This is a genomic window from Salinibaculum rarum, assembly GCF_030505615.1.
Taxonomy (GTDB): Archaea; Halobacteriota; Halobacteria; order Halobacteriales; family Haloarculaceae; genus Salinibaculum; species Salinibaculum rarum.
In genome coordinates, this window is sequence record NZ_CP129992.1 from 1,636,550 (window position 1) to 1,655,540 (window position 18,991).

The 18,991-nt window shown below is 58.6% G+C and carries 20 protein-coding genes and 1 tRNA gene; 8 read left to right on the forward strand and 13 right to left on the reverse strand.

Annotated elements, in window-relative coordinates; all coding sequences use genetic code 11:
- Positions 1-14: 14 nt before the first annotated feature.
- From QYL91_RS08700 to QYL91_RS08710, 3 genes are read right to left on the reverse strand one after another with little or no spacing between them, the layout of a single operon-like run.
- Positions 15-809: an ABC transporter permease gene (locus tag QYL91_RS08700; protein ID WP_302080110.1), complete on the reverse strand. Its 795-nt coding sequence runs from the start codon at positions 807-809 to the stop codon at positions 15-17.
- Positions 806-1,753, reverse strand: coding sequence for an ABC transporter ATP-binding protein (locus QYL91_RS08705; RefSeq protein ID WP_302080111.1), 948 nt, complete (start codon positions 1,751-1,753; stop codon positions 806-808). Before QYL91_RS08705 ends, QYL91_RS08700 begins: the two co-directional genes overlap by 4 nt.
- A 37-nt stretch (positions 1,754-1,790) precedes the next feature.
- Positions 1,791-2,012 carry a hypothetical protein gene (locus QYL91_RS08710; RefSeq protein ID WP_302080112.1) on the reverse strand — a complete coding sequence of 74 codons (222 nt, stop codon included), beginning with the start codon at positions 2,010-2,012 and terminating at the stop codon, positions 1,791-1,793.
- Between the two features lie 75 nt (positions 2,013-2,087).
- On the opposite strand from QYL91_RS08710, the gene QYL91_RS08715 reads away from it, so the two are divergent.
- From QYL91_RS08715 to QYL91_RS08725, 3 genes are all read left to right on the forward strand, one after another.
- The gene (locus tag QYL91_RS08715) at positions 2,088-2,639 is read left to right on the forward strand and encodes a mechanosensitive ion channel domain-containing protein (RefSeq protein ID WP_302080113.1); all 552 of its coding nucleotides are present in this window, start codon (positions 2,088-2,090) and stop codon (positions 2,637-2,639) included.
- Between the two features lie 417 nt (positions 2,640-3,056).
- Positions 3,057-3,641, forward strand: coding sequence for a DUF8121 family protein (locus QYL91_RS08720; RefSeq protein ID WP_302080114.1), 585 nt, complete (start codon positions 3,057-3,059; stop codon positions 3,639-3,641).
- A 117-nt stretch (positions 3,642-3,758) separates the two neighbouring features.
- The gene (locus QYL91_RS08725; protein WP_302080115.1) at positions 3,759-4,433 is read left to right on the forward strand and encodes a TIGR00266 family protein; all 675 of its coding nucleotides are present in this window, start codon (positions 3,759-3,761) and stop codon (positions 4,431-4,433) included.
- A 247-nt stretch (positions 4,434-4,680) separates the two neighbouring features.
- Here QYL91_RS08725 and QYL91_RS08730 read toward each other — a convergent pair.
- The 5 genes from QYL91_RS08730 to QYL91_RS08750 all read right to left on the reverse strand — a co-directional run bounded on the left by QYL91_RS08730 (position 4,681) and on the right by QYL91_RS08750 (position 7,224).
- A tRNA-Thr gene (locus QYL91_RS08730) sits at positions 4,681-4,754 on the reverse strand.
- Positions 4,755-4,765: 11 nt separating this feature from the next.
- Positions 4,766-5,254 carry a GNAT family N-acetyltransferase gene (locus QYL91_RS08735; RefSeq protein WP_302080116.1) on the reverse strand — a complete coding sequence of 163 codons (489 nt, stop codon included), beginning with the start codon at positions 5,252-5,254 and terminating at the stop codon, positions 4,766-4,768.
- 73 nt (positions 5,255-5,327) lie between these two features.
- Positions 5,328-5,903 carry a CBS domain-containing protein gene (locus QYL91_RS08740; protein ID WP_302080117.1) on the reverse strand — a complete coding sequence of 192 codons (576 nt, stop codon included), beginning with the start codon at positions 5,901-5,903 and terminating at the stop codon, positions 5,328-5,330.
- A 109-nt stretch (positions 5,904-6,012) separates the two neighbouring features.
- A complete protein-coding gene (locus tag QYL91_RS08745) occupies positions 6,013-6,774 on the reverse strand; it encodes a GTP cyclohydrolase III (protein ID WP_302080118.1) in 762 nt (253 codons plus the stop codon).
- 147 nt (positions 6,775-6,921) lie between these two features.
- On the reverse strand, positions 6,922-7,224 hold the full coding sequence (locus QYL91_RS08750) for a DUF5785 family protein (protein WP_302080119.1): 303 nt from the start codon (positions 7,222-7,224) through the stop codon (positions 6,922-6,924).
- A gap of 248 nt (positions 7,225-7,472) precedes the next feature.
- On the opposite strand from QYL91_RS08750, the gene QYL91_RS08755 reads away from it, so the two are divergent.
- The 3 genes from QYL91_RS08755 to QYL91_RS08765 all read left to right on the forward strand — a co-directional run bounded on the left by QYL91_RS08755 (position 7,473) and on the right by QYL91_RS08765 (position 10,089).
- On the forward strand, positions 7,473-8,543 hold the full coding sequence (locus QYL91_RS08755) for an ABC transporter permease (RefSeq protein WP_302080120.1): 1,071 nt from the start codon (positions 7,473-7,475) through the stop codon (positions 8,541-8,543).
- Entirely contained in the window at positions 8,543-9,262 is a 720-nt protein-coding gene (locus QYL91_RS08760) for an ABC transporter ATP-binding protein (protein ID WP_302080121.1), read from the forward strand. Before QYL91_RS08755 ends, QYL91_RS08760 begins: the two co-directional genes overlap by 1 nt.
- 290 nt (positions 9,263-9,552) lie before the next feature.
- A complete protein-coding gene (locus tag QYL91_RS08765; protein WP_302080122.1) occupies positions 9,553-10,089 on the forward strand; it encodes a hypothetical protein in 537 nt (178 codons plus the stop codon).
- A 382-nt stretch (positions 10,090-10,471) separates the two neighbouring features.
- Here QYL91_RS08765 and QYL91_RS08770 read toward each other — a convergent pair whose 3' ends face one another.
- The 3 genes from QYL91_RS08770 to QYL91_RS08780 form a co-directional block, all read right to left on the reverse strand.
- A complete protein-coding gene (locus QYL91_RS08770; RefSeq protein ID WP_302080123.1) occupies positions 10,472-10,921 on the reverse strand; it encodes a hypothetical protein in 450 nt (149 codons plus the stop codon).
- Between the two features lie 191 nt (positions 10,922-11,112).
- Positions 11,113-12,180, reverse strand: coding sequence for a hypothetical protein (locus QYL91_RS08775; protein WP_302080124.1), 1,068 nt, complete (start codon positions 12,178-12,180; stop codon positions 11,113-11,115).
- Positions 12,181-12,720: 540 nt separating this feature from the next.
- On the reverse strand, positions 12,721-13,806 hold the full coding sequence (locus QYL91_RS08780) for a hypothetical protein (RefSeq protein ID WP_302080125.1): 1,086 nt from the start codon (positions 13,804-13,806) through the stop codon (positions 12,721-12,723).
- Between the two features lie 309 nt (positions 13,807-14,115).
- Here QYL91_RS08780 and QYL91_RS08785 point away from each other — a divergent pair, with 309 nt between their 5' ends.
- Positions 14,116-14,838, forward strand: a complete 723-nt coding sequence (locus QYL91_RS08785) for a hypothetical protein (RefSeq protein ID WP_302080126.1) — start codon at positions 14,116-14,118, stop codon at positions 14,836-14,838.
- Positions 14,839-15,104: 266 nt separating this feature from the next.
- On the opposite strand, the gene QYL91_RS08790 is transcribed toward QYL91_RS08785, so the two are convergent.
- Entirely contained in the window at positions 15,105-16,211 is a 1,107-nt protein-coding gene (locus QYL91_RS08790; RefSeq protein ID WP_302080127.1) for a hypothetical protein, read from the reverse strand.
- A 330-nt stretch (positions 16,212-16,541) separates the two neighbouring features.
- Positions 16,542-17,876 carry a RimK family alpha-L-glutamate ligase gene (locus QYL91_RS08795; RefSeq protein ID WP_302080128.1) on the reverse strand — a complete coding sequence of 445 codons (1,335 nt, stop codon included), beginning with the start codon at positions 17,874-17,876 and terminating at the stop codon, positions 16,542-16,544.
- Positions 17,877-17,979: 103 nt separating this feature from the next.
- Here QYL91_RS08795 and QYL91_RS08800 point away from each other — a divergent pair, with 103 nt between their 5' ends.
- Entirely contained in the window at positions 17,980-18,984 is a 1,005-nt protein-coding gene (locus QYL91_RS08800; protein WP_302080129.1) for a succinylglutamate desuccinylase/aspartoacylase family protein, read from the forward strand.
- Positions 18,985-18,991: the final 7 nt, after the last annotated feature.

An 18,991-nucleotide genomic window follows, 5' to 3' on the forward strand; every position in this document is an offset into this window, starting at 1 on the left:
GGTTTCCAGACCTGTCAGTCAGTCTGGGGGAGCGCCCGCGCACCCAGCGTGAACGCGATGGCGGCGAGTGCGGTGACGACGAGCAGGTATCCGACGGCGCCCAGCGACGCCGGGCCGCCGAACTCGGCGAGCACACCCGGCTGCTGGGCCGCGTCGTACGTGACCGCACGCACACCGCGGGCAAAGTACGTCAGCGGTGACAGTTCCGTCGGGAGCCATCCCGGCAGCATATTCGGGTGGACGAACGTCTCCGAGAGAAAGAGCAAGGGGAGGGCGATACCGTTGCTCGCTGCGATGACGCCGTCCTGTGAGTCAGCGTAACTGCCCAGTATCGCACCGACCCCACAGAAGAGTGCGACGCCGAGTGCGACGAAGGGAACGAGCAAGACGACGAGCGGCGAGACGGCAACTGTCGCTGTCGTCGCCGCGACCAGCAATCCGAGCAAGAGCAGTCCCGCTGCACCGATGACCACGACGTTGACGAGCGTCTGTGCGACCAGCCACTCCCCGCGGGTCAGCGGTGTCGTCGCGAGTTTCTCGAAGCGGTTGCCGTCTCGGTGGCGTGCGACTTCGCTGCCCACCCGAGAGAGTGGCGTAAAGAGCACGACGACGGCGAGATAGCCGGGCAGATACCAGCCCGGCGGCTCCGCGAAGAGTCCGCCACCGGTGGGCTGGGTCTGGATGAGCACGCCGAAGATGACGACGATGATGACCGGGAAGAAGAAGGTAAAGAAGACGGCCGTTCGCCGGCGGAGAAAGGCACTCCAGGCCGCGCGAAATTCCGCGCCGATGCGCCGGAGCCGGCTCATGGGGATACCTCCCCGCCAGCCGCCAGCGAGTCCTCGCCGTCGCCCAGGGAGTCACCGCTTGCCGTGACTGCCTGTCCTGTCAGTTCGAGATACACGTCTTCGAGGTCCGGTTCCGTCCACGTCAGCGACTCGTAGGTGACGCCGGCGGCCGAGAGCGTCTCGACGACGCCGCCGATAGCTTCCGGCGGGACGTTTCTGACTGTGAGCCCGCGCGCTGTCACCTCGGCAGGATACGCCAGTTGCTCGGCGACGCCGTCCCCGATGTCGCCTTCGATGCGAAGCAGACTCTCGCCGCCGTGGGTCTCGACGAGCGCCCCTGGGGAGTCGACTGCCACGAGTTGTCCGTCGGCGAGTAGTCCCACGCGGTCGGCCAGTCGCTCGGCCTCCTCCATGTAGTGGGTCGTGAGAAAGATTGTCGTGCCGCCGGCGGCGAGCGTTTCGAGCAACCGCCAGAGGGCGCGGCGGCCAGCGGGGTCGATGCCAGTCGTCGGTTCGTCCAGCACCAGGAGGTCCGGGTCGTTGACCAGCGCCGTCGCCACGCAGGTTCGGCGTTGCTGGCCCCCCGAGAGGTTCTCGTAGTAGGTGTCGGCGTCCTCGTCCATCCCGACGTCGGCGAGGACGGCGTCTGTCCCGCGCGTGTCGTCGTAGAGGCCGCCGTAGTACTCGACGAGTTCGCGGGCAGTCAGCCGTTCGGCTGGCGTAAAGTCCTGCGGGAGCAACCCGATACGTTCCCGGTCGACCGTCTCCGGTGGCTGGCCGAACACCGCGACGGACCCCTTGGCGTCGGTCGTCCCAGTGAGTGCGCGCACGAGGGTCGTCTTCCCCGCGCCGTTGGGGCCGACGAGTGCGAACACCTCACCTTCGTCGACGCTGAGGCTGACCCCATCGAGTGCGACCGTCTCGTCGTACCGCCGAGAGACGTCTTCGGCGACGAGCGCGTCCATACCCGGGAGTTGGCTGCCGGCAAGAAATGGGGTTCGATTACTCGCCGCCTGCGAGCGTCGCCGGGACGACGGTCAGTGCCCCGACGCCGACGACGAGCGCGACGACGAGCGTTCCCACCGCTGCCACCTCTCCACCGGCTGCGAAAAGCGCCGTCACGACGCCCATCCAGACGGCGAAGGCGAGCATCATCCCGACGATAAACTGCCGGTACAACGCCATACCACGGAACTGTTCCCAAGAGAGGACCGACCAGTGCATACCAGTTCGTAGGCCGTCTGTGCGTATCAACGCTCTCCCAAACGAATAAGCACAAGCCCCGTAATGCACTGGTCGATGGCGACCCCGACTGCGATAGTCCGGTCGACGCTCGAATCGTTCGCCGACGGCATTCTCGGTGCGGCGCCGAAACTGCTCTCCGGACTGCTGTTTTTCCTGCTTGCCTTCCTGGGTATTACAGTCGTTCGGCGACTCCTCCGTGCGTCGCTGTCCCGCGCGTACCCCACCGACCAGCGACTCATCGTCGATTTCGTGGTCATCGTCGTGACGGTCTTTCTCTGGTTTGCCACCGCGCTCGTGATTCTCGACATCGTCGGGATGGGCGAAATCGCCGCGAGTCTCGGCACCGCGACTGGCTTTATCGCACTCGGCGTCTCCTATGCCCTCTCTGATATGATAGAGGACACCGTCGCCGGTATCTACCTCCTCAAAGACCCCGATTTCAACATCGGCGACCGGGTCAGCGCGGCCAGCACCACCGGGACAGTCACGGCAATCGGGCTCCGCAAGAGCCGGTTCGAACTCGACGACGGCGACGTGGTGGTGGTCGCCAATCGCGACGTGGAGGCAAAATGGACGAAACAGACCGTGGCAGGCGAGCAGTCCTAACCGTACGTTCGGCGGACGTCTCCGCAGTGTCGGCCAGCGAGTCGATACGACCGCTGGGGTTACACCTTCGGCTATCCCGCACTCGCAAAACGGACGCTCCACCCACCACTCCGTAGCTGAACACTGCGATTCTCTCCTGACGACATCTGCCTCGAGAACACGCCCGGGTCAGTGGGCCCGGGCGAGCGTATGGTATCAGCTGGCCTGATAGCAGAGGCTACCTACCAGCACGTAAGCGGTCACTATGGGCGTATAAAATTCTACGCTTCTGTGCCGATATTGCCACGCGCTCCTGGGTACCAGTCCTCTTCCAGAAATCCGGTCGTTGTCTATGTCTCCAACTCCGCGGAGAGCGAAACACAAGTGTGCATTTGAGCGTCCGCCCGTACTTTCATTGCACACGACAAACGTGTCCCTGTGAACCGACGAGACGTTCTCGCGGCTGCCGGCAGCGCCGGCGTCGCGGCCATGGCCGGCTGTGCTGGCCTCGGCTCGGAGACGATTTCGAACCCGACCGAGGACCAGGTCTCCGCTCGTGAAACGACGCTCGCCTTTCAGAGCGATGACGGCAACCAGGTCGCGGAGCTCACCGTTCGGACCGCTGAACAGCGATACAGCGGGCACGGTGGGCAACAGATTCCCGTCGACATCGCGATTACACATCCCGAAAAGACGACGGTGACAGACCTGCTGCTCTCGCTTCGAGCACCGCCCGCTGGGCGAGGCGTCACAGAAGTCGCACTCGAGACGCCGTTTGGGACTCCCCACCCGTCTCTCGACCTGTACGCAGCCCCAGATGACGCGGCGTCGGTGCTCGCCGTCGACGACATGGGCGAGTACGGGGACGGAACGGTGCTGTTCAAGTTCCTGTTGCTCGGCGCTGACGACGCGGTGTCGGAACTGGCGGTCGATGCCGAGGTCGGACTGACCGAATCGGGCATGCTTGGCACCGAGTATACGCTCGAAGGACAGACGCTCGTGCCCCTTCCTGACACGTCGTAGCAGGATTATTGGACGGCCACTCTTCGAACCGACCTGGGGTCGTCCCAGCTGTCCAGTGATTGTTGTCACCGGTAGCTTCATTGCCAGTTGAGGCGATTATACCGGCGAGGCCCTCCAATGGACTACGAGTTTACACACAAGCCGTCGTACACACACCTGATTGTGACACTGGAACCGGGCGAATCAATCATCGCTGAACCGGGCGCGATGGTCGGCCACTCCGCGAACGTCTCGATGAACACCGGGACGAGCCGAGAGGGGCTTCTCAGTTCGGCCAAGTCACTGCTGGGTGGGGAATCGGTGTTCGCAAACGAGTTCACCGCAGAAGGGACATCGGGGACGGCAACGTTCGCTCCGCCCTCTCCCGGTGATGTCATGGCCCACGAGTTGCAAGACGAGACGCTGTATTCCACCGACGGGGCGTTCCTCGCGGCGACCGAGGGCGTCGACATCGACTCGGAACTTGGCGGACTCAAGTCGATGCTGGGCGAGGCCAGCCTGACGCCGCTGGCACTGAAAGGAACCGGGACGGCCTTTATCGATGCCTACGGCGGCCTCGAGAAACTCGAACTGGCCGCCGGGGAGTCCTATGTCCTGGACAACGAACATCTGATTGCCTGGGACGACCAGATTGACTACGAGATACAGCGCGTCGGGAATCTCAAATCGACGCTCCTGGGCGGTGAAGGACTCGTCTTCGAGTTCACCGGGCCGGGCACGGCCTGGTACCAGACGCGCGATATGGACGCGCTGGTGTCGACTCTCGCCCCGCGACTGCCAAATCAGGGCTGAGAAACCGGCGCCGACTGTCCGGTGCGAGCACTTATTCACTCTCGAAACACCGGCCGTGGTGGTGTAACGCGAAGTCTCTGACTTGCGTTACGCGAGGACGGACTGTTCGCATCGCTCACCTTTCGCTCCCTGGTTCAAATCCCACATTGGCCTCTCACGGCTCACTATCGTTCGCTGAAAAACCGCTTCACGGCTCGCATCCGCTCGCCGTTCAGCCTGTCGAGGTCTCGCAGCGCTCGACCTCGCAAGCCAGGGGAGGGATTTGAACCCTCGAACTCCCGATTACAAGTCGGGTGCTTGGACCACCCAAGCTCCCCTGGCGCATCCGACTCTTATTCGTCCCCCTTTGAGTGCGTATCGCTTTCGACCGACTTCTCAAGCTCCACCCTATGGGGTTCGTACCCCTGCCGTCGGTAGAATCGCCGGGCATCCTGATTCTCGGCCATCACTTCCAGCGCAATCGTCTCTGCACCGCGCTGTGTCAGTTCCGCTTCGGCAGCCTGCAGCAGTCTTTCGCCCACGCCCCGGTCGCGGTACGACGGCTCGACGAAGATATTCTCGACGATACCACGGGCGCCGTCCTGCTGGTAGCCGCCGGTCTCCATCGTGAACATGACGAAGCCGATAACGTCGTCGTCGCGTGCGACAAGCAGCGTGTTACTGACGGCGTGGCGAACGATGGTTTCGCGTATCTGCTGTCTGTTCCCGTCCGAACGCAGGTGTGACCCGTACTCGCGCTGACTGTCGGCCAGGTGGACCCACAGCGACGCCAGTTTTCCGCTTTCGTCGCTTCGCGCCGGCTCGATACTGACGTCGTCCATACACTGGTTCGAGCTATCGGTCAGCCAATGCAAAGGTCTTGCTCTCGGCGGGTCTCCGACCGGCCGTCGCGGGTCACATGTCCCGGCAGTCGTCACAGAGTAACTGTCCGTTGAACGTGGCGAGATTCCGTGTAAACGTCCCGCAGACCTCACAGATTCCCTGGTCGTCGAAGGCATCCTCGGCCTCTGTCTCGGCTTCCGCTGCGAGCGCCGTCCCTGCACCCGCGTTTATCGCTGCTGTCTCTGGTTGCTCGCGTTCGGCCGCCGGACTGTGCGTTCGCGTCGTCAGGAGGTCGTGTTCCGTGATGAGACCGAGCGGTTCGCCGCCGTTCGTGACGACGAGGCGACGGGCGGACTGTGCCGACATCTGGTCAGCCGCAGCGTCGAGGGACGTCTCGGGTTCGACCGTCGGGACGCTCTCTGTCATCGCGTCACCGACCGTCGCTGTCTCTGGGTCCGGCCCTTCCACGACGAGCGCGAGTACGTCACGCTCTGTCAGGACGCCGACCGGCTCACTCCCGCGGAGGACCACTGCCGTCTCTGCCTCTTCCCGGAGAAGCAACTCGACAGTTTCGACGAGACTGTCCGACTCGGTTGCACCCACGTACTCCCGGTCCATCACCTCCCGCACTGAAACCTCTGTTTTCATGTGCATGTTGTTATCTCACAACCGGGAAAAAGGTATCTCCAGTACGTTTAAGGCCGATTGTACCGTAGTTACGTAGTCAGCGCCGTCCCCGGGTTTTCGCCGCCGTATCTCAGAAACCCATCTCGACGTCAGTGCCGTCTATCCGGCAGGCTTCGAGGGCGTGTTTGGCGTCCATTCCGGCATCGGATGCGGTTTCACCGCGACCGACGCCCACTTTCAACTCGACGCCGACGGCATCGCTGACGTGGTCGATTGCCTCGTGATAGGCGGGTTCGTCCATGTCCGGGCAGATGGCGATGACGTTGTCCCCGCCGACGAAAAAGGAGAGTGCGTCGTGGGCCTCGCGCATGTGTCGCATCAACTCCGCGTAGCCCTGCTCGATGTGGATGAACGTATCGAACTCGTTGAGCTGGTCGGTGTACTTGCCGGTGGCGTCGTTGACGTCGAAGTGTGCAATCTGGACGTCCTCGTCTGTGCGGAACTGCTCGTCGATGGTCCGACCCCGGAGAATCTCACGACGGTGCTGGTCCTGTGCGCTGCCGGCGGCCTGGAGCTGTTCTGTGGCCGTACCGAGTGCTTCGGCCGGCGAGCGACCGGTCGCGACTGCGAGGCTCATCGTCACGGGATAGCGGTTCCCGACCGACTCCTGGATGAGCGCGTGGTCGTCCTCCGTGAGGCCGTTTGTCACCGCAATCATGTTGTCAAAGCGGGAGAAAAAGACGTAGCCGTCCCGATTACCGACCAGTTGCGAGAGGTCGGCAAAGAGCCGCGACTGCAGCGTCTGCAGGTCGACCTCGCGGCGGGGTTCCGGCGTCACTGTCCACGGGCCGTAGTTGTCTATCTGGATGTGGGTGACCTGCGTGTTCGTCACGATAGCGGTCGATTTGGCATCTACAGCTATTTGTCTTTGGATATATCACGCCCGACCCGCTCGTGACCCTGGGCGTGGCGGGACTGCCGGTTCGAAAAACGCCGGCTCCTGGACGGAGCCGACTTGCCAGTTACTCGACCGGCAGTATCAGGCGTGTTCCAGCCGGTAGGGCCAGTAGTCTTTCGCGCGCAGTTCCTTGCCGACGCGCTTGTGGAACTCGGGGAAGTCCGCGAACTCGGTGTCGTCGTCGATGTCCTCGAAGATGTCGTCGACGCTGACGACCGTCTCGTAGTCGATGCGGACGGGGTGGTCGCCGTACTGCTCGGCGTACTCCCCTGCGGAGAAGGGGAAGTCCTCACCCTCGTCTACCTTCTTCGCGAGGACCGCGTGACCGTACTTGCGGCGGCCTTCACTGCCTTCCTCGCCATCGGGGTCGTGTGGCCAGTCCATACTCGACAGTTTGGCGACCCATGCAAAAGGATTTCTCTCTGTCGCCGACTCGACCGCCCGAACACCACCGCTCGCCGCACCTGTTTGTAGAATTCACAAGAGATATTTGCGCTGTCGTGATGGTCACCACTAGCTCGATGCCAGTACGTCGTCGGTTCCTCGCCGCGTTCGCCGTCGAGACACAGCCGACAGCCGATACAGGCGACGGGCCGAAACCGACGTGCTACCACAGGACGGTGACCTGACCGATGTCGCTGCTGTCGCTTTTGCGCAAGGAAGTCCACTGGAGCAAACACAACGTCATCGCGCTGGTCTTCTTGCTCGTCCTCTTGCCGTCGTTTTTCGCCTACACGAGCGTCGCCTTCGAGACGGTCATCCCGCGGGACGCGCCGGTGGCTGTCGTCCCCCAGGACGAGGAGGTTACGGACAACGACATGCGAATCATCGAGGGGGCGCTCGTCCAGTTTTCGGACCCGACGGTCGTCGAGAGCGAGCAACGGGCTCGGGACATGCTCCGCAAAGAGTCGGTGTACGCCATCGTGACGGTCCCGCCCAACATAACCGACGAGACCGAGGACAACGCCACGTTCCGATTTATCGTCGACGGGAGCGTCGTCCCGTTCAAAGAACCTTCGAAGGCAATTCGGAACATCGCGGCCTTCCAACTGGACCGGTCGCTCCCCGCGGACGTGTCCGTCCAGCGCGAGGTGGTCGCCCCCGAGAGCTCTCTCTCCGAGTATCTGCTCTCGATTCTGGTGATGCTGTTTGTCATCCTCGTCGCGTTCACCTACGTCCCGTACAATCTCGCCCGCGAGAGTGCCGTCATCGACCGACTCCGGGCAGAGGCATCACTGGAGGCGGTCCTCGGTGCGAAACTCGTCTACTTCACTGCTGCTCTCGCGATTCCGCTCGTTGTCTTCCAGGCGGCGTCGAACTACCTGGAGTACTCCATCGACGTGCTCGCGCCGGGGAGCGTGCTCGCGCTCGCGCTTACGTTCGTCTTTCTCTCGGCGCTCAGTATGGCCGTCATGGTCCTGTTTCGATTCTCCACGATGGGGCGCTTTGTCAACGTCGTCCTCCTGCTGGGTCTCATCGGCTTTTCTGGGCTTGGCTATCCCGTTGGCTACTTCTCGACATTGCGCAAGACGCTGGTCCGACTGTTGCCGACCCACCACACGATGATTGTCGCCCGGAGTGCGATGTTGAAGGGGCTCGACCTGTCGCTTTTCGCCGACTGGCTTGCCCTGCTGGGTGGGTTCACGCTCGCGACGCTGGTCGTACTCAAACTGTCGGCCGTCTACTACCGGGTGAGCGCCTGATGGCAATCGAACTCGACAACCTCCGGAAGGTGTACGGCGACGTGACGGCCGTCGACGGCATTTCGCTGACAATCGGTGACGGACAGTTTCACTGCCTGCTCGGCCCGAACGGGTCGGGCAAGTCGACGCTGTTTCGGCTGATGCTCGGGCTGACTCGCCCCTCCGGTGGGACGCTTTCGGTGCCCAGCCAGCGGGTTGGCTGTGGCTTCCAGCGGCCGAACTTCTATCCGGACCTCACCGTCGCCGAGAACATCGACGTGTTCGCACGGATGCTCGGCGGCATCGAAGCCGACTGGCGCGAGACGCTGGTCGAGGAACTCCGCTTGCGCCGCGCGATGGGGCGGACCGCCTCGGAACTTTCGGGTGGCTTTGCGCGGAAACTCGACCTCGCGCTCGCGATGCTCGACCGGCCCGAATATCTCTTGCTCGATGAACCGCTGGGCGCGCTTGACGACGTGTCGAAGGCCCGACTGCTGGCATTTCTCGATGGCTATGCCGACGAGGGAAACACGGTGCTGGTCTCGACACACCACATCGACAACTTCGAGCAGTACGTCGACCGCGTGACCATCGTCCACCGGGGGCGTGTCGTCGTCGACCAGACCGTGAGCGACCTCGACCTTGGCGACCACGAGTCGATTCAGTCGTACTACGTGGAAACAGTACTCGCGGAGGATAGGGAGACCGAGCAGCGCGGGGTCTCCGGAAGTGGGCGGTGAGTGAAACGAACGCGAACAGGGGGTGAACGAAGTGCGGTATCCAGAGACGGATGGTGAGTGGGTTGTCTCGTCCAACTGTATCCTCGCTTCTCGCTGACCGGTCAGTGATGAGTATGCGCCCTCATGGCGGTGTTTTCCGAGGTGGTCGCAATTTGAGTCGGCTTGTCAGTGACTGATACTAGTGTCTCGAGACCGCTATCGTCTCACTGTGGCTCAGGGGCCGGTACATATCTTAGCACAGCTAAGCGATACCAGAGGAGTTTCCCCTTCCCATCGCTGAGGGTGGCATGATGAGCAGAACGCGTCGTAGTTTCCTCGCGCTTGTTGGAACTGGTGTCGTCGGCGCGAGCAGCGGCTGTCTGGGTGGGACCGACTACGAGCAACTGGCTTCTGGCCGCCTGCGGACCGACGAGTCGATACTTGACGACGAGGAGATAACTCTCACCGTGGAGGACGACCAGGTGTACACGCGAGTGATCGACTCCGCATCCGAGGCGGAACACGTCCGGTGGGACGCTGTCGCGGACGAAGACGGCTTTCTTGCCGATTCGTGTGAGGGTACCGACTACGAATCGCACTTCCTGGCGCTTTCCGGTGTCGTCCTTCCGCCGGACTGGTCGCTGACCCGCGTCGATTCCCGATTCGAGAACGGGATGCTCTACCAGCTCTACCGGATCGAGGTTGTCGACAGCGACCGCGACCGTCCGCAACTGCACAGCTATCTCAGCAAGTGGGGCGTCACGAACGGGAACGCGCCCGATGACATCTACCTCTCGCAGCGGTTTGATCGGAAGGGCAACGAGACTGCTCTGCTGAATAGCTTCTAAGTCATAGCTAGAGCGGCTCCCAAAGCAATTCTACGTTGGTAATGGCGAACAGCAGGACGACTTCGGCGAAAAGTCGGTACTGCTGGAGAGACTTCGTTTCGTGCTCAATGACCGCCCTGCTCAGTAAGCGTGCGTATCAAGCGGTAACAACCTCTTTTATTTGGATTATCCCATTCAATCAGAGTGCGAGGCAGTGTGATCTTCAACGAGAACGTGCAGCAGCGCTCAATCGTATATCAGTCCGCTGGTTCGAGGATTACTCCAGACTCCCATGGGTCAGGTGCCAGTTCATCTCGGCGGCTGGCTTCCCCCTCGTTTTGAGCACGAACTATCATCGACTCATCCACATAGTACGTGACCACAACCCGAGGGCCGTCACTGACTACTTGTGGCCGGTCCCGTCTCTTTGTTGGGTATATGTGTACTTGTACTGGCCGCGCCCGACACCAGCGTTTTCGCTGGTCCCGAGGCTAACTGTCCAGTCCCACCAGAATGTGTGGTCGGTGAGATCTCCACCCAATCGTTCAAGCGGCTCATTGCGCTGATAGGCCCGCTCATGAGAATCGACGAATTGCGTGATAGATGCCTCATCGTAGGTTGTGGGCTTGGTCGGATATTGGATGGGTGGGACCGTCTCATCTGTTGCATCCGGCGGTTCCTCTGCTGGTGGTCGGACCGCGGTATCTAGATCTTCCCGAGATGGCGGACTTCGATTCCCGAGGAGGGTGTTTTCGGCCGTTCCATCAGGGGAGTCTTCAGACGATGACAGACCTGTACACCCGGCAAACAGCGGGGTGGCAATCGTGAACGAGAGAAACTGCCGCCGATGCATTATCTCAGGGAACCGTTGCAATTGGTAAGTGCTTTCTCCTGACTGAGTGTTCTACTCTTCGTCTGTATCTTGCACGGGAATTATCAATTCATCCACTTTTTGTCAACATTGGCGTGACCGATACAGAGCTTGTAGTCAGCACAGCACGCCACTTTATTTCTGAATCAGCTAGAATAATGCAAATATTACTATTAAACAGTAGCTTGTAATGATAATTGTAATATCTGCGGAAGTAACACGCTAATTCCAATTTGAGTCCACATCGTAAATGTAGTTGGATACTCGCTGGTCGCTTGAATCTGTCCAAGACGATATTCAAGATTGTCAAGTCGGTCCTGATCGGCTATCTCAGCTTTACTAATGTCATGTGGGTTATCGATTATGTCGTGAATCTCGTGCTCTATCGTCCGCAATTGTGTCTCTCGCTCTGATTTCATTATTTTGTGTATTTTATACATCGAATGCGAAATTGTGAGTAGCCCGAATAGCCAGAGAACAGTGAACATCGTTGCCTCAGCCGCACCAGGGGGATTAGCGACACTTCCTTCAATTGGAGTGATAAATAGACCGTAATAAAACACCAGATACAGCAACAAACCGCCTGTGTAGAAGTAGTACGAATTTTTCAACAGGGAACCAATCGGTTGAAATCCGCCCATATCCTGTGGATCGAAAAAGAACAGACCGACATCTTGTTTACGTAGCCAGCGAGGAATGAGAATATGGAGTGTAGTATACTCACTAACGAAGTCGATGGCTACCGGAAGATAGCAGCCAGGTAATACTACGAGAGTAAAAGCGACTCCAGCAATACCCTGGATCTGAAGTACGGTATCAATCCCTATCACAAACACCTGATAAGAGAAAAATCCGACAAGCCCAACGGCATAGAACAGCAGTTTGGTGCGGAGTGATAGCGCATAATCATCTGCCTGCTCTGTATCGCAGATGCCTCGTTCTACCAGAACAGACATAGCATCCACGTGCCCGTCGTGCATATATTTGGCACCGACTGTTGCCAGTAGGATACTCAAATACAGCGCAATGTGAAACGGGTTCCGTACAACCGCGTGGGTTCCACCTGTCAAATGGGTATATGTATTCAGTATTACTCCATCAAGCAAAATGAAGACTGATACGTACAGATACGATGGGGTACCGACAGGTATTGGTAGAGTTTCAGCGACCCGATCAACTTGACTGGCCTGTGTAAGTTGCTCAAGGAGTGTTGGTGAAGCCTCCAATTGTGAGCCACTCATGCTTGTACCAGCACATATTTCAAAAAATTATAAAAGCATTGACTCAGACAGTTTTGTTCCGTATCTGCCAACTCGATGCTCTGTCAAATAGTGACTCTCCCGTGACTGATACGCACGTTCTATTCAGCACTCGCTGAATTACCTTCCCGAACTCTGTCAGAAATGCGGTGACCGGCTCAGAGAATGCATGCAGTACTCGGCTACCGTTGATTCCACGCTGGCGTCAGTAAGTTAACTGTTCAGTGAAACTGCGTATTGACTGTCGGGTTTTTCTACTAGTTCAGATCACATCAATCAAATTGAACGGCTTCCTCTCTGAATTCTTTCAGAATTCGGTATGAGATAGGGAGATTCTATTCAAAAGAGAATGTTATTCCACTCACACTCCCGGACGTGGATACCCGAGAGATAGCCGTGCGATATCAGACGGACAGTGATAATCAATAATTCATTTGAGAAAATGGAACAAATGCTATCTGCTGCGAAGAGTGAAGATTCTACGCATTGTACAGAGGGTCATCAGGGAGCCCTCGTTTGCTCTCAGATCCCCATTTGCACGGCCATATTGAGTGCCTGAGGCAGGAAGACACTAATGAGTATTTGCGTCCACATCGTGAATGTCGTTGGATATTCTTTGGTTGCACGGACCTGTTCAAGACGTTGACGGCTATCCTCGAGCGTATCTGGATCGGTGATTTCCGCGGATTTGATGTTATATGGATCATCAATGGCAGATAGAAGCTGCTCTTCAAATTCCCGGATATGCTGTTGTTTTTCCGAAACCATCACACGATGAATGGTGTACATTGAGTACGTCATTGATGCCAACCCAACGAGCCACGCGAACGAAAAAAATGCAGCTTCCACGAGACCAGGCTCCGGGAGTGGGGATTGGATTATTTCTGAGGCAATAGTGGACCCGTATGTAAACAGGAAGTACAATATTAAAACCGCAGTATAAACGTAGTACGTTCGCTTAAGGAGTTGCCCGATGGGTGCGAAGCCGCCCATGTTTCGTGGATCATAAAAAAACAGGCCAACTTCTGTCGAGGCAATCCGACGCGGTAACAGGACGTGGATGCTGAAGTACAGCAATACGAACTCAATCATTAGAGGCAGATACCCCAAAGGAATTACAAAAAGGCGAGCCAAAAGTGCAGGGAGAAGTCCCTCAACCTCAATAATAGTCGAAAGCCCGACATTGAATAAGTCATTGGAGAAAAACAATATCACTGTAACAGCGTACAAACTAAGTTTTACTTTCATTGGGAGCAGGCACTTAAATTGTTCAGCCTCCTTTTCATCAATTCGATCATGAACCCGGAGTTGAGCTATTGCCTCGGCGTATCTGTCTGCCATATACCGAACGCTAATAATCGCCAATATAACCCCCAGCGGAATTGCAATCCAGAACGGGTCAACAAGTATGGCGGGTTTCCTGCCGGATAGATACCTCGCGACCTGTATTACTCCAAGTTCGAATAGAATAGAAAATCCATAGAACAAGTACGGCGGATATGGGTCACGACCTGGTACTTTTTTTGCAAGATATCCAAATCCAAGCAATGTGGCAATTTTTTCTACAATCAATGTCTCACGGTACCGCTCTGGGGAGTGATTCTTCATAGTGGCATAAACGAATATTCAATTGAAGCCACTTATTCATAACCGTATTTGGTAGTACGGTTTTTTGATAGAATACAACCAGATCGATCTTCGTACAAGACTCGCGCGCTCTATTCAATACTCACTAGACAAACTACCTGATTACTGTCAGAACTACCGTGACCGATATAGAGCGTGCAGTCAGCACGAAGGCTGTATTTGTTTCACGCTGAAACTGCTGAACCAACCGCTCACTAAGTCTGCAAATTGATTGATTCGAGATGAAGATTCACCACAAAGCACTTGATATGAACCAGGGGCATCTAGAATATGTCTGATCGGTTCGCATATCGTGTTCTTTCAGTTACCTTGATTGTGATTGGGGTAGGTCTCAGCGGTGTCGGTGTCGTGCAGTTTTTCGGTGCTAGTGGTCTTGGTCCAAACGATTACGAGAGTACGCGGACCGATCTATCTGTCTACCAGTACGAATCGCTTTCCACAGGGAGCCAACAGTTCGTCCAGCGTGCCCACGAGAACCTCACAGACACACAAGCGACCAGTGCTGATTCACATTCGACCGCGACTACGGAACGAACGGAACCCTCCGGCATTGGACCAGTTACGCATGGCGGTTCCGACACCGAGGACCGTGTTAGTGACGTGACTATCTCAGTCAATCAGATTCCACCGGAATTTGCTGAGCGCTCGCTCGTTCGGTATACGGACCAGTATTATGTTGTTGTGCCACGCGATCAAGGTGACCAGACCGTGATTGGGCCACGCGATCGAGGTGACAAGACCAAGGTTGGGACACACGATGGAGGTGACAACAATACCTTCCGCCTCACAGTCTATGCAGGCACAGCCTTCGCATTTGAGTCGCTCTCTGCGGATGGACAGAAAGTCGTCACCAAGACACTCGATTCACACGGCAGTGTGGAGCTGACTCGGTCGGTCCCCCCGGAATTTGCTGTCTACCCCGGCGACCAGCCAAACCCACGCCTCGGCTACGGACTCTACTATATCATCAAAATGACACCGTCTACAGACTGACCATCCTTGGTCCAGGCGGGCTAGGGGGACTTGGCCTCGCAATCGGGTCAATACTGCTGATGATACTCGGTCCGTTGATGATTCTCGGTGGAGCGGTCTTGGGGCTGTCAGTCAGGCAGTCCAAGGGATAGGTATCCTTCCAGGTTGGTACGGTTCTTGTAGCGAACCACAACCACTCTTCTAACTGAATCGGGGTAGGTATATGCTCTGTATCGAACGATTCACTTCTCTGGAAGCGAGGAAGAATTCCGTGCAAGACTCGCGCGTTAGGTCAGGCAAGTAATCAGTAGAATTCTCGAAAGCCGCTCAGATTGCAGAGAGAAGTACCTGAACAGCTTTCGGTATGAGAACACCAACACCGAACTGAACCCACATCGTGAACGTCGCTGGATACTCCTTCGTCGCTGAGACAAGTTCCATCCGAGATCTGATGTCGTCGTATGTGTCCCGTGACTCCTCGGGAATAGCGAATTCTTCGACACTCCATGGGTGATCGATGTGGTCACGGGCAATCTCATCGAGTTTCCGGAGCCGCTCACGCTTTTCACGATGCATAAATCGGTGTATCCGATGGATCCGTACATCATCACCCCAACTGAGAGTGCCCAAACGGCAGTAAACAAGACGTTCGTCATCAGCCCAGGTTCGACGACTGAACCGCCTTCCCATGCGAAAACCCCTTGGAGAATATACGGACCGTAAAGAGCGATTGCATAGAGAACGAGTCCCACGAGGAGGTAGTAGTAAGCGTGTTTCATAAGCTCGCCAACCGGTCGCATCCCGCCGAGATTTTCCGGATCGTGATAATACAAGCCTAACTGATCGGATGAGTCGATTCGATGGGGGACGATCACCTCAATCGAGAGGTACGTCGAGAGAAACATCGCAAAAATCGGAACATACCCAAAGGGAACAATGACTAACCAGTTAAGCCGTGCCGCAATCGGCCACGACAGCAACGTAGGGAGCCCAACCACCAAGAGCGCATTACCGAGCGTGAACGTGACGCCGATGAGTATGAATCCCCACGCGAGTTTCGGCGGAACGAGTCGATCAAACCGGGTTGCATCGTCAACTCGCTCTGAGAGAGCCATCTCTTTGACCGCTAATCCGTAGCTTCGGTGCAATTGCCGCGTCACGATTGCGGCCCCGACCAAGATTAGGGGACGAAGGAGCCACAACGGGCTAGTGAGGAAAAACGGTTGATATCCCTCTAAGACACGCAATGTTTGTAAGACGCCAACTTCACAGAAGACGACGAGAAGCGCGTATGCGATGAGCGGATCGGGGGAGAGCGGCAGTCGCTGAAAGACCGACCCGAAGCGCTCGCTGAGAATACGCCCAACTGGCGTTCGGTGTGATACATCCGACATACGGACACCTATCTCAATATCGTCAATAAAAGGTGGTGTCTCGGTTGGTTTCCGAGGCCTTTGGTGAGTCTAGCTTCCCCCATTGAGCGGCGCGATGTCCCAGAATCGTCTGGTTAGATCCCGGCACGACAGGACTGGTACCGGCAACGACTCGATGGCCGATTCGCGCGTTGTATCTTGTATCCCCTCACAAAAACGACCGCACACCAACAGAAAAGCCACTGAGCAGTAGGCACATTCAATCCGAGGGATAATCCGCTGAATTTCCGATGCAAACACAGCCCATCAATCGACTCGCCATTTCCCGCACCGGCGAGAAGTACCGTGTGTCTACTCTTCTCGGTTGACGTTATCCTGCTGTGTGCTTCTGGTCACGTCGACGTGGTAGTGTTCGAGGATGTCTCGCCCAAGTAGGAGCTGGTAGTCCATGTGGCCGCGGTCTTCGACGCTCGCGCTGACGGTGTGCTGGGTGCCACCGACGCCGACGACGACGTCGACGACCGGTCGTGCCTTCCCGGATTTGACACTCCCCGAGCGGACGTGGACGATGTCCTTGATGGGGCCGGTCCCGATTTCGGCAGCCAGCTGGGAGTCGATGCTCGTCCGCGTCGCGCCGGTGTCGGATTTGGCGAGGACGTTCTGGGAGCCACGCGTACCGCTGACGACGACGTCCTCGATGAAGCCGATGACGCCGGGTTTCGACGGTGTCGTCCGCTTTTTCTGGGGCATGCACGCGGGCGTGGAGTCATCGAGTGTCCCCGCGAGTTCTTTGACCCGCTCGTCGTCGACAGTCCCGCCCGCTCGCTCGATAGCGAGTTTGGCGATGTACGGCGCCGGACTCGTCCCGGTTGCTTTGTAGAGGCCGCGAAAGCCAGCGGTCGGGTTCGCTTCGAGGACGACCCAGCCATCGTCGTTCTCGATTAGGTCGACCCCGGCGTAATCGAGGCCGATGGCCTCTGCAGCACCGATTGCCATCTCTTTTGCCGTCTCCGGCAGGTCGTCGGTGGCGTCGTGGACGTCGCTGCCAAGTGAGACGTTCGTCCGCCACTCGCCTTCGGGTGCGTGGCGGTACATCGCACCGATGATTTCGCCGTCGACGATGTAGACGCGGGCGTCACGGGCGTCGCCGGGGCTGTCGACGAACCGCTGGAGGAAGGCCTGTCGGTCGCCGACGCGGGGGTTGACGGGGTCGTCGAGGTCGACCTTCCACGCGCCGCCGCCGTGGGTACCGATGGCCGTCTTGTACACTGCCTGCTCGCCGAACTGTTTGCGGGCGTCGTTGAGTCGGTCACCCGAGAGCGCGAGCAGGGCGTCCGGGACCGGGATGTCGGCCTCGGTGAGCGCGGCCGCGGTGGCGAACTTGTGCATCGCCGTGGTGACCGCCGCCGGGCGGTTGAGCATCGGCCGGACGTGGTCGAACAGTCGTGCCAGGCCCAACTCCTCGGCGGGGTGGGTACTCGTCGACAGGAGCAGTCGGTTGGCGACGACGTCGACGTCGGGTTCGAGCGCCAGGTCGCCGTTCTGGATGTTGACCGCGGTGTTCTCGCGGCGGAGCCACTCCGTGTCGTGCCCCAGCGCCTCGGCGGCGTTGAGGATAGCTTTGCTCTCCTTGCTGCTGTGAAGGCCGAGAAGACCGACGGTGATGGAGTCTGTGTCAGCGCTCATATCAGTGGAGTCGGGCCGTCCGCGAATAACCGCTGTGGTTGGCGCGGTCAGGGTCGCCGCCAGTGCCGCCAGATGTATGTACACCGGCCACCCAGCCGGTGGTATGTCGACAGCCGAGGCGTTCACATACCAGGGTGGCAGGGTCGACCCTGGCGAGACCCAGCAGCTCCGGTACACCGTCACAGAAACGTATCTCGGCGACCCGGTTCGGATGCCGGTCACCATCGTCAACGGCGACCGGCCCGGACCGACCGTCTTCCTTTCCGCGGCCGCTCACGGCGACGAACTCAACGGTGTCGAAGTCGTCCGCGAGGTCTCTGACGAGTGGGACCTCACGGACCTCCGTGGGACGCTCGTCTGTCTCCCCGTCCTGAACGTCCCCGGGTTCATCGCCCAGCAACGGTACCTGCCGGTCTACGACCGCGACCTGAACCGCTCGTTTCCGGGCAAGGCCGACAGCACCAGCGCAAAGCGGATGGCACACAGCATCTTCGCGAACTTTATCGCACCCTGTGACTTCGGGCTGGACTTCCATACGTCGACACGCGGGCGCTCGAACATGCTCCACGTCCGCGCGGACATGACCGACGACACTGCCGCCCGCGTCGCGAACGCCTTCGCCTCCCACACCATCATCGCAAAACAGGGCTCGTCCGGAACGCTCCGCCGGGCTGCCACCGACGCCGGCGTCCCCACTATCACAGTCGAGATGGGCGAAGCCCACCGTCTGGAACGGGAGTTCATCGAGCCAGCCCTCGACGGAGTCCGGAGCGTCTTCGCCGAGTTCGGCCTCCTCGAAACCGAGACGGTCGCGTGGCCGGGCTGGCGAACCGTCGTCGAGGGCAACGCCGAGAAGACGTGGATTCGCGCCGATGCCGGTGGACTCGTCGACATGCATTCCGAGCGGGGCACACTCGTCTACGAGGGCGAGGCGATTGCGACCATCGGGGACCCCTTCGGCTCGACTAGCACTGTCGTCGAGGCCCCTTTCACCGGGCTGCTCATCGGCGTGGCACAGAACCCGCTCGTCTATCCGGGGAACCCGCTCTGTCATCTCGTCCGGGTCGACGAACGGACCCAGCGAGCAATCGAGCGAAACAGTACCTAATCCGCGT

Excerpts from the sequence above, each read along its gene's own strand:
- QYL91_RS08700 (WP_302080110.1), bottom strand. The coding sequence starts at position 809 with ATGAGCCGGCTCCGGCGCATCGGCGCGGAATTTCGCGCGGCCTGGAGT.
- QYL91_RS08705 (WP_302080111.1), bottom strand. The coding sequence starts at position 1,753 with ATGGACGCGCTCGTCGCCGAAGACGTCTCTCGGCGGTACGACGAGACG.
- QYL91_RS08710 (WP_302080112.1), bottom strand. The coding sequence starts at position 2,012 with ATGCACTGGTCGGTCCTCTCTTGGGAACAGTTCCGTGGTATGGCGTTG.
- QYL91_RS08715 (WP_302080113.1), top strand. The coding sequence starts at position 2,088 with ATGGCGACCCCGACTGCGATAGTCCGGTCGACGCTCGAATCGTTCGCC.
- QYL91_RS08725 (WP_302080115.1), top strand. The coding sequence starts at position 3,759 with ATGGACTACGAGTTTACACACAAGCCGTCGTACACACACCTGATTGTG.
- QYL91_RS08735 (WP_302080116.1), bottom strand. The coding sequence starts at position 5,254 with ATGGACGACGTCAGTATCGAGCCGGCGCGAAGCGACGAAAGCGGAAAA.
- QYL91_RS08740 (WP_302080117.1), bottom strand. The coding sequence starts at position 5,903 with ATGAAAACAGAGGTTTCAGTGCGGGAGGTGATGGACCGGGAGTACGTG.
- QYL91_RS08750 (WP_302080119.1), bottom strand. The coding sequence starts at position 7,224 with ATGGACTGGCCACACGACCCCGATGGCGAGGAAGGCAGTGAAGGCCGC.
- QYL91_RS08755 (WP_302080120.1), top strand. The coding sequence starts at position 7,473 with ATGTCGCTGCTGTCGCTTTTGCGCAAGGAAGTCCACTGGAGCAAACAC.
- QYL91_RS08760 (WP_302080121.1), top strand. The coding sequence starts at position 8,543 with ATGGCAATCGAACTCGACAACCTCCGGAAGGTGTACGGCGACGTGACG.
- QYL91_RS08765 (WP_302080122.1), top strand. The coding sequence starts at position 9,553 with ATGAGCAGAACGCGTCGTAGTTTCCTCGCGCTTGTTGGAACTGGTGTC.
- QYL91_RS08770 (WP_302080123.1), bottom strand. The coding sequence starts at position 10,921 with ATGCATCGGCGGCAGTTTCTCTCGTTCACGATTGCCACCCCGCTGTTT.
- QYL91_RS08775 (WP_302080124.1), bottom strand. The coding sequence starts at position 12,180 with ATGAGTGGCTCACAATTGGAGGCTTCACCAACACTCCTTGAGCAACTT.
- QYL91_RS08780 (WP_302080125.1), bottom strand. The coding sequence starts at position 13,806 with ATGAAGAATCACTCCCCAGAGCGGTACCGTGAGACATTGATTGTAGAA.
- QYL91_RS08785 (WP_302080126.1), top strand. The coding sequence starts at position 14,116 with ATGTCTGATCGGTTCGCATATCGTGTTCTTTCAGTTACCTTGATTGTG.
- QYL91_RS08790 (WP_302080127.1), bottom strand. The coding sequence starts at position 16,211 with ATGTCGGATGTATCACACCGAACGCCAGTTGGGCGTATTCTCAGCGAG.
- QYL91_RS08795 (WP_302080128.1), bottom strand. The coding sequence starts at position 17,876 with ATGAGCGCTGACACAGACTCCATCACCGTCGGTCTTCTCGGCCTTCAC.
- QYL91_RS08800 (WP_302080129.1), top strand. The coding sequence starts at position 17,980 with ATGTCGACAGCCGAGGCGTTCACATACCAGGGTGGCAGGGTCGACCCT.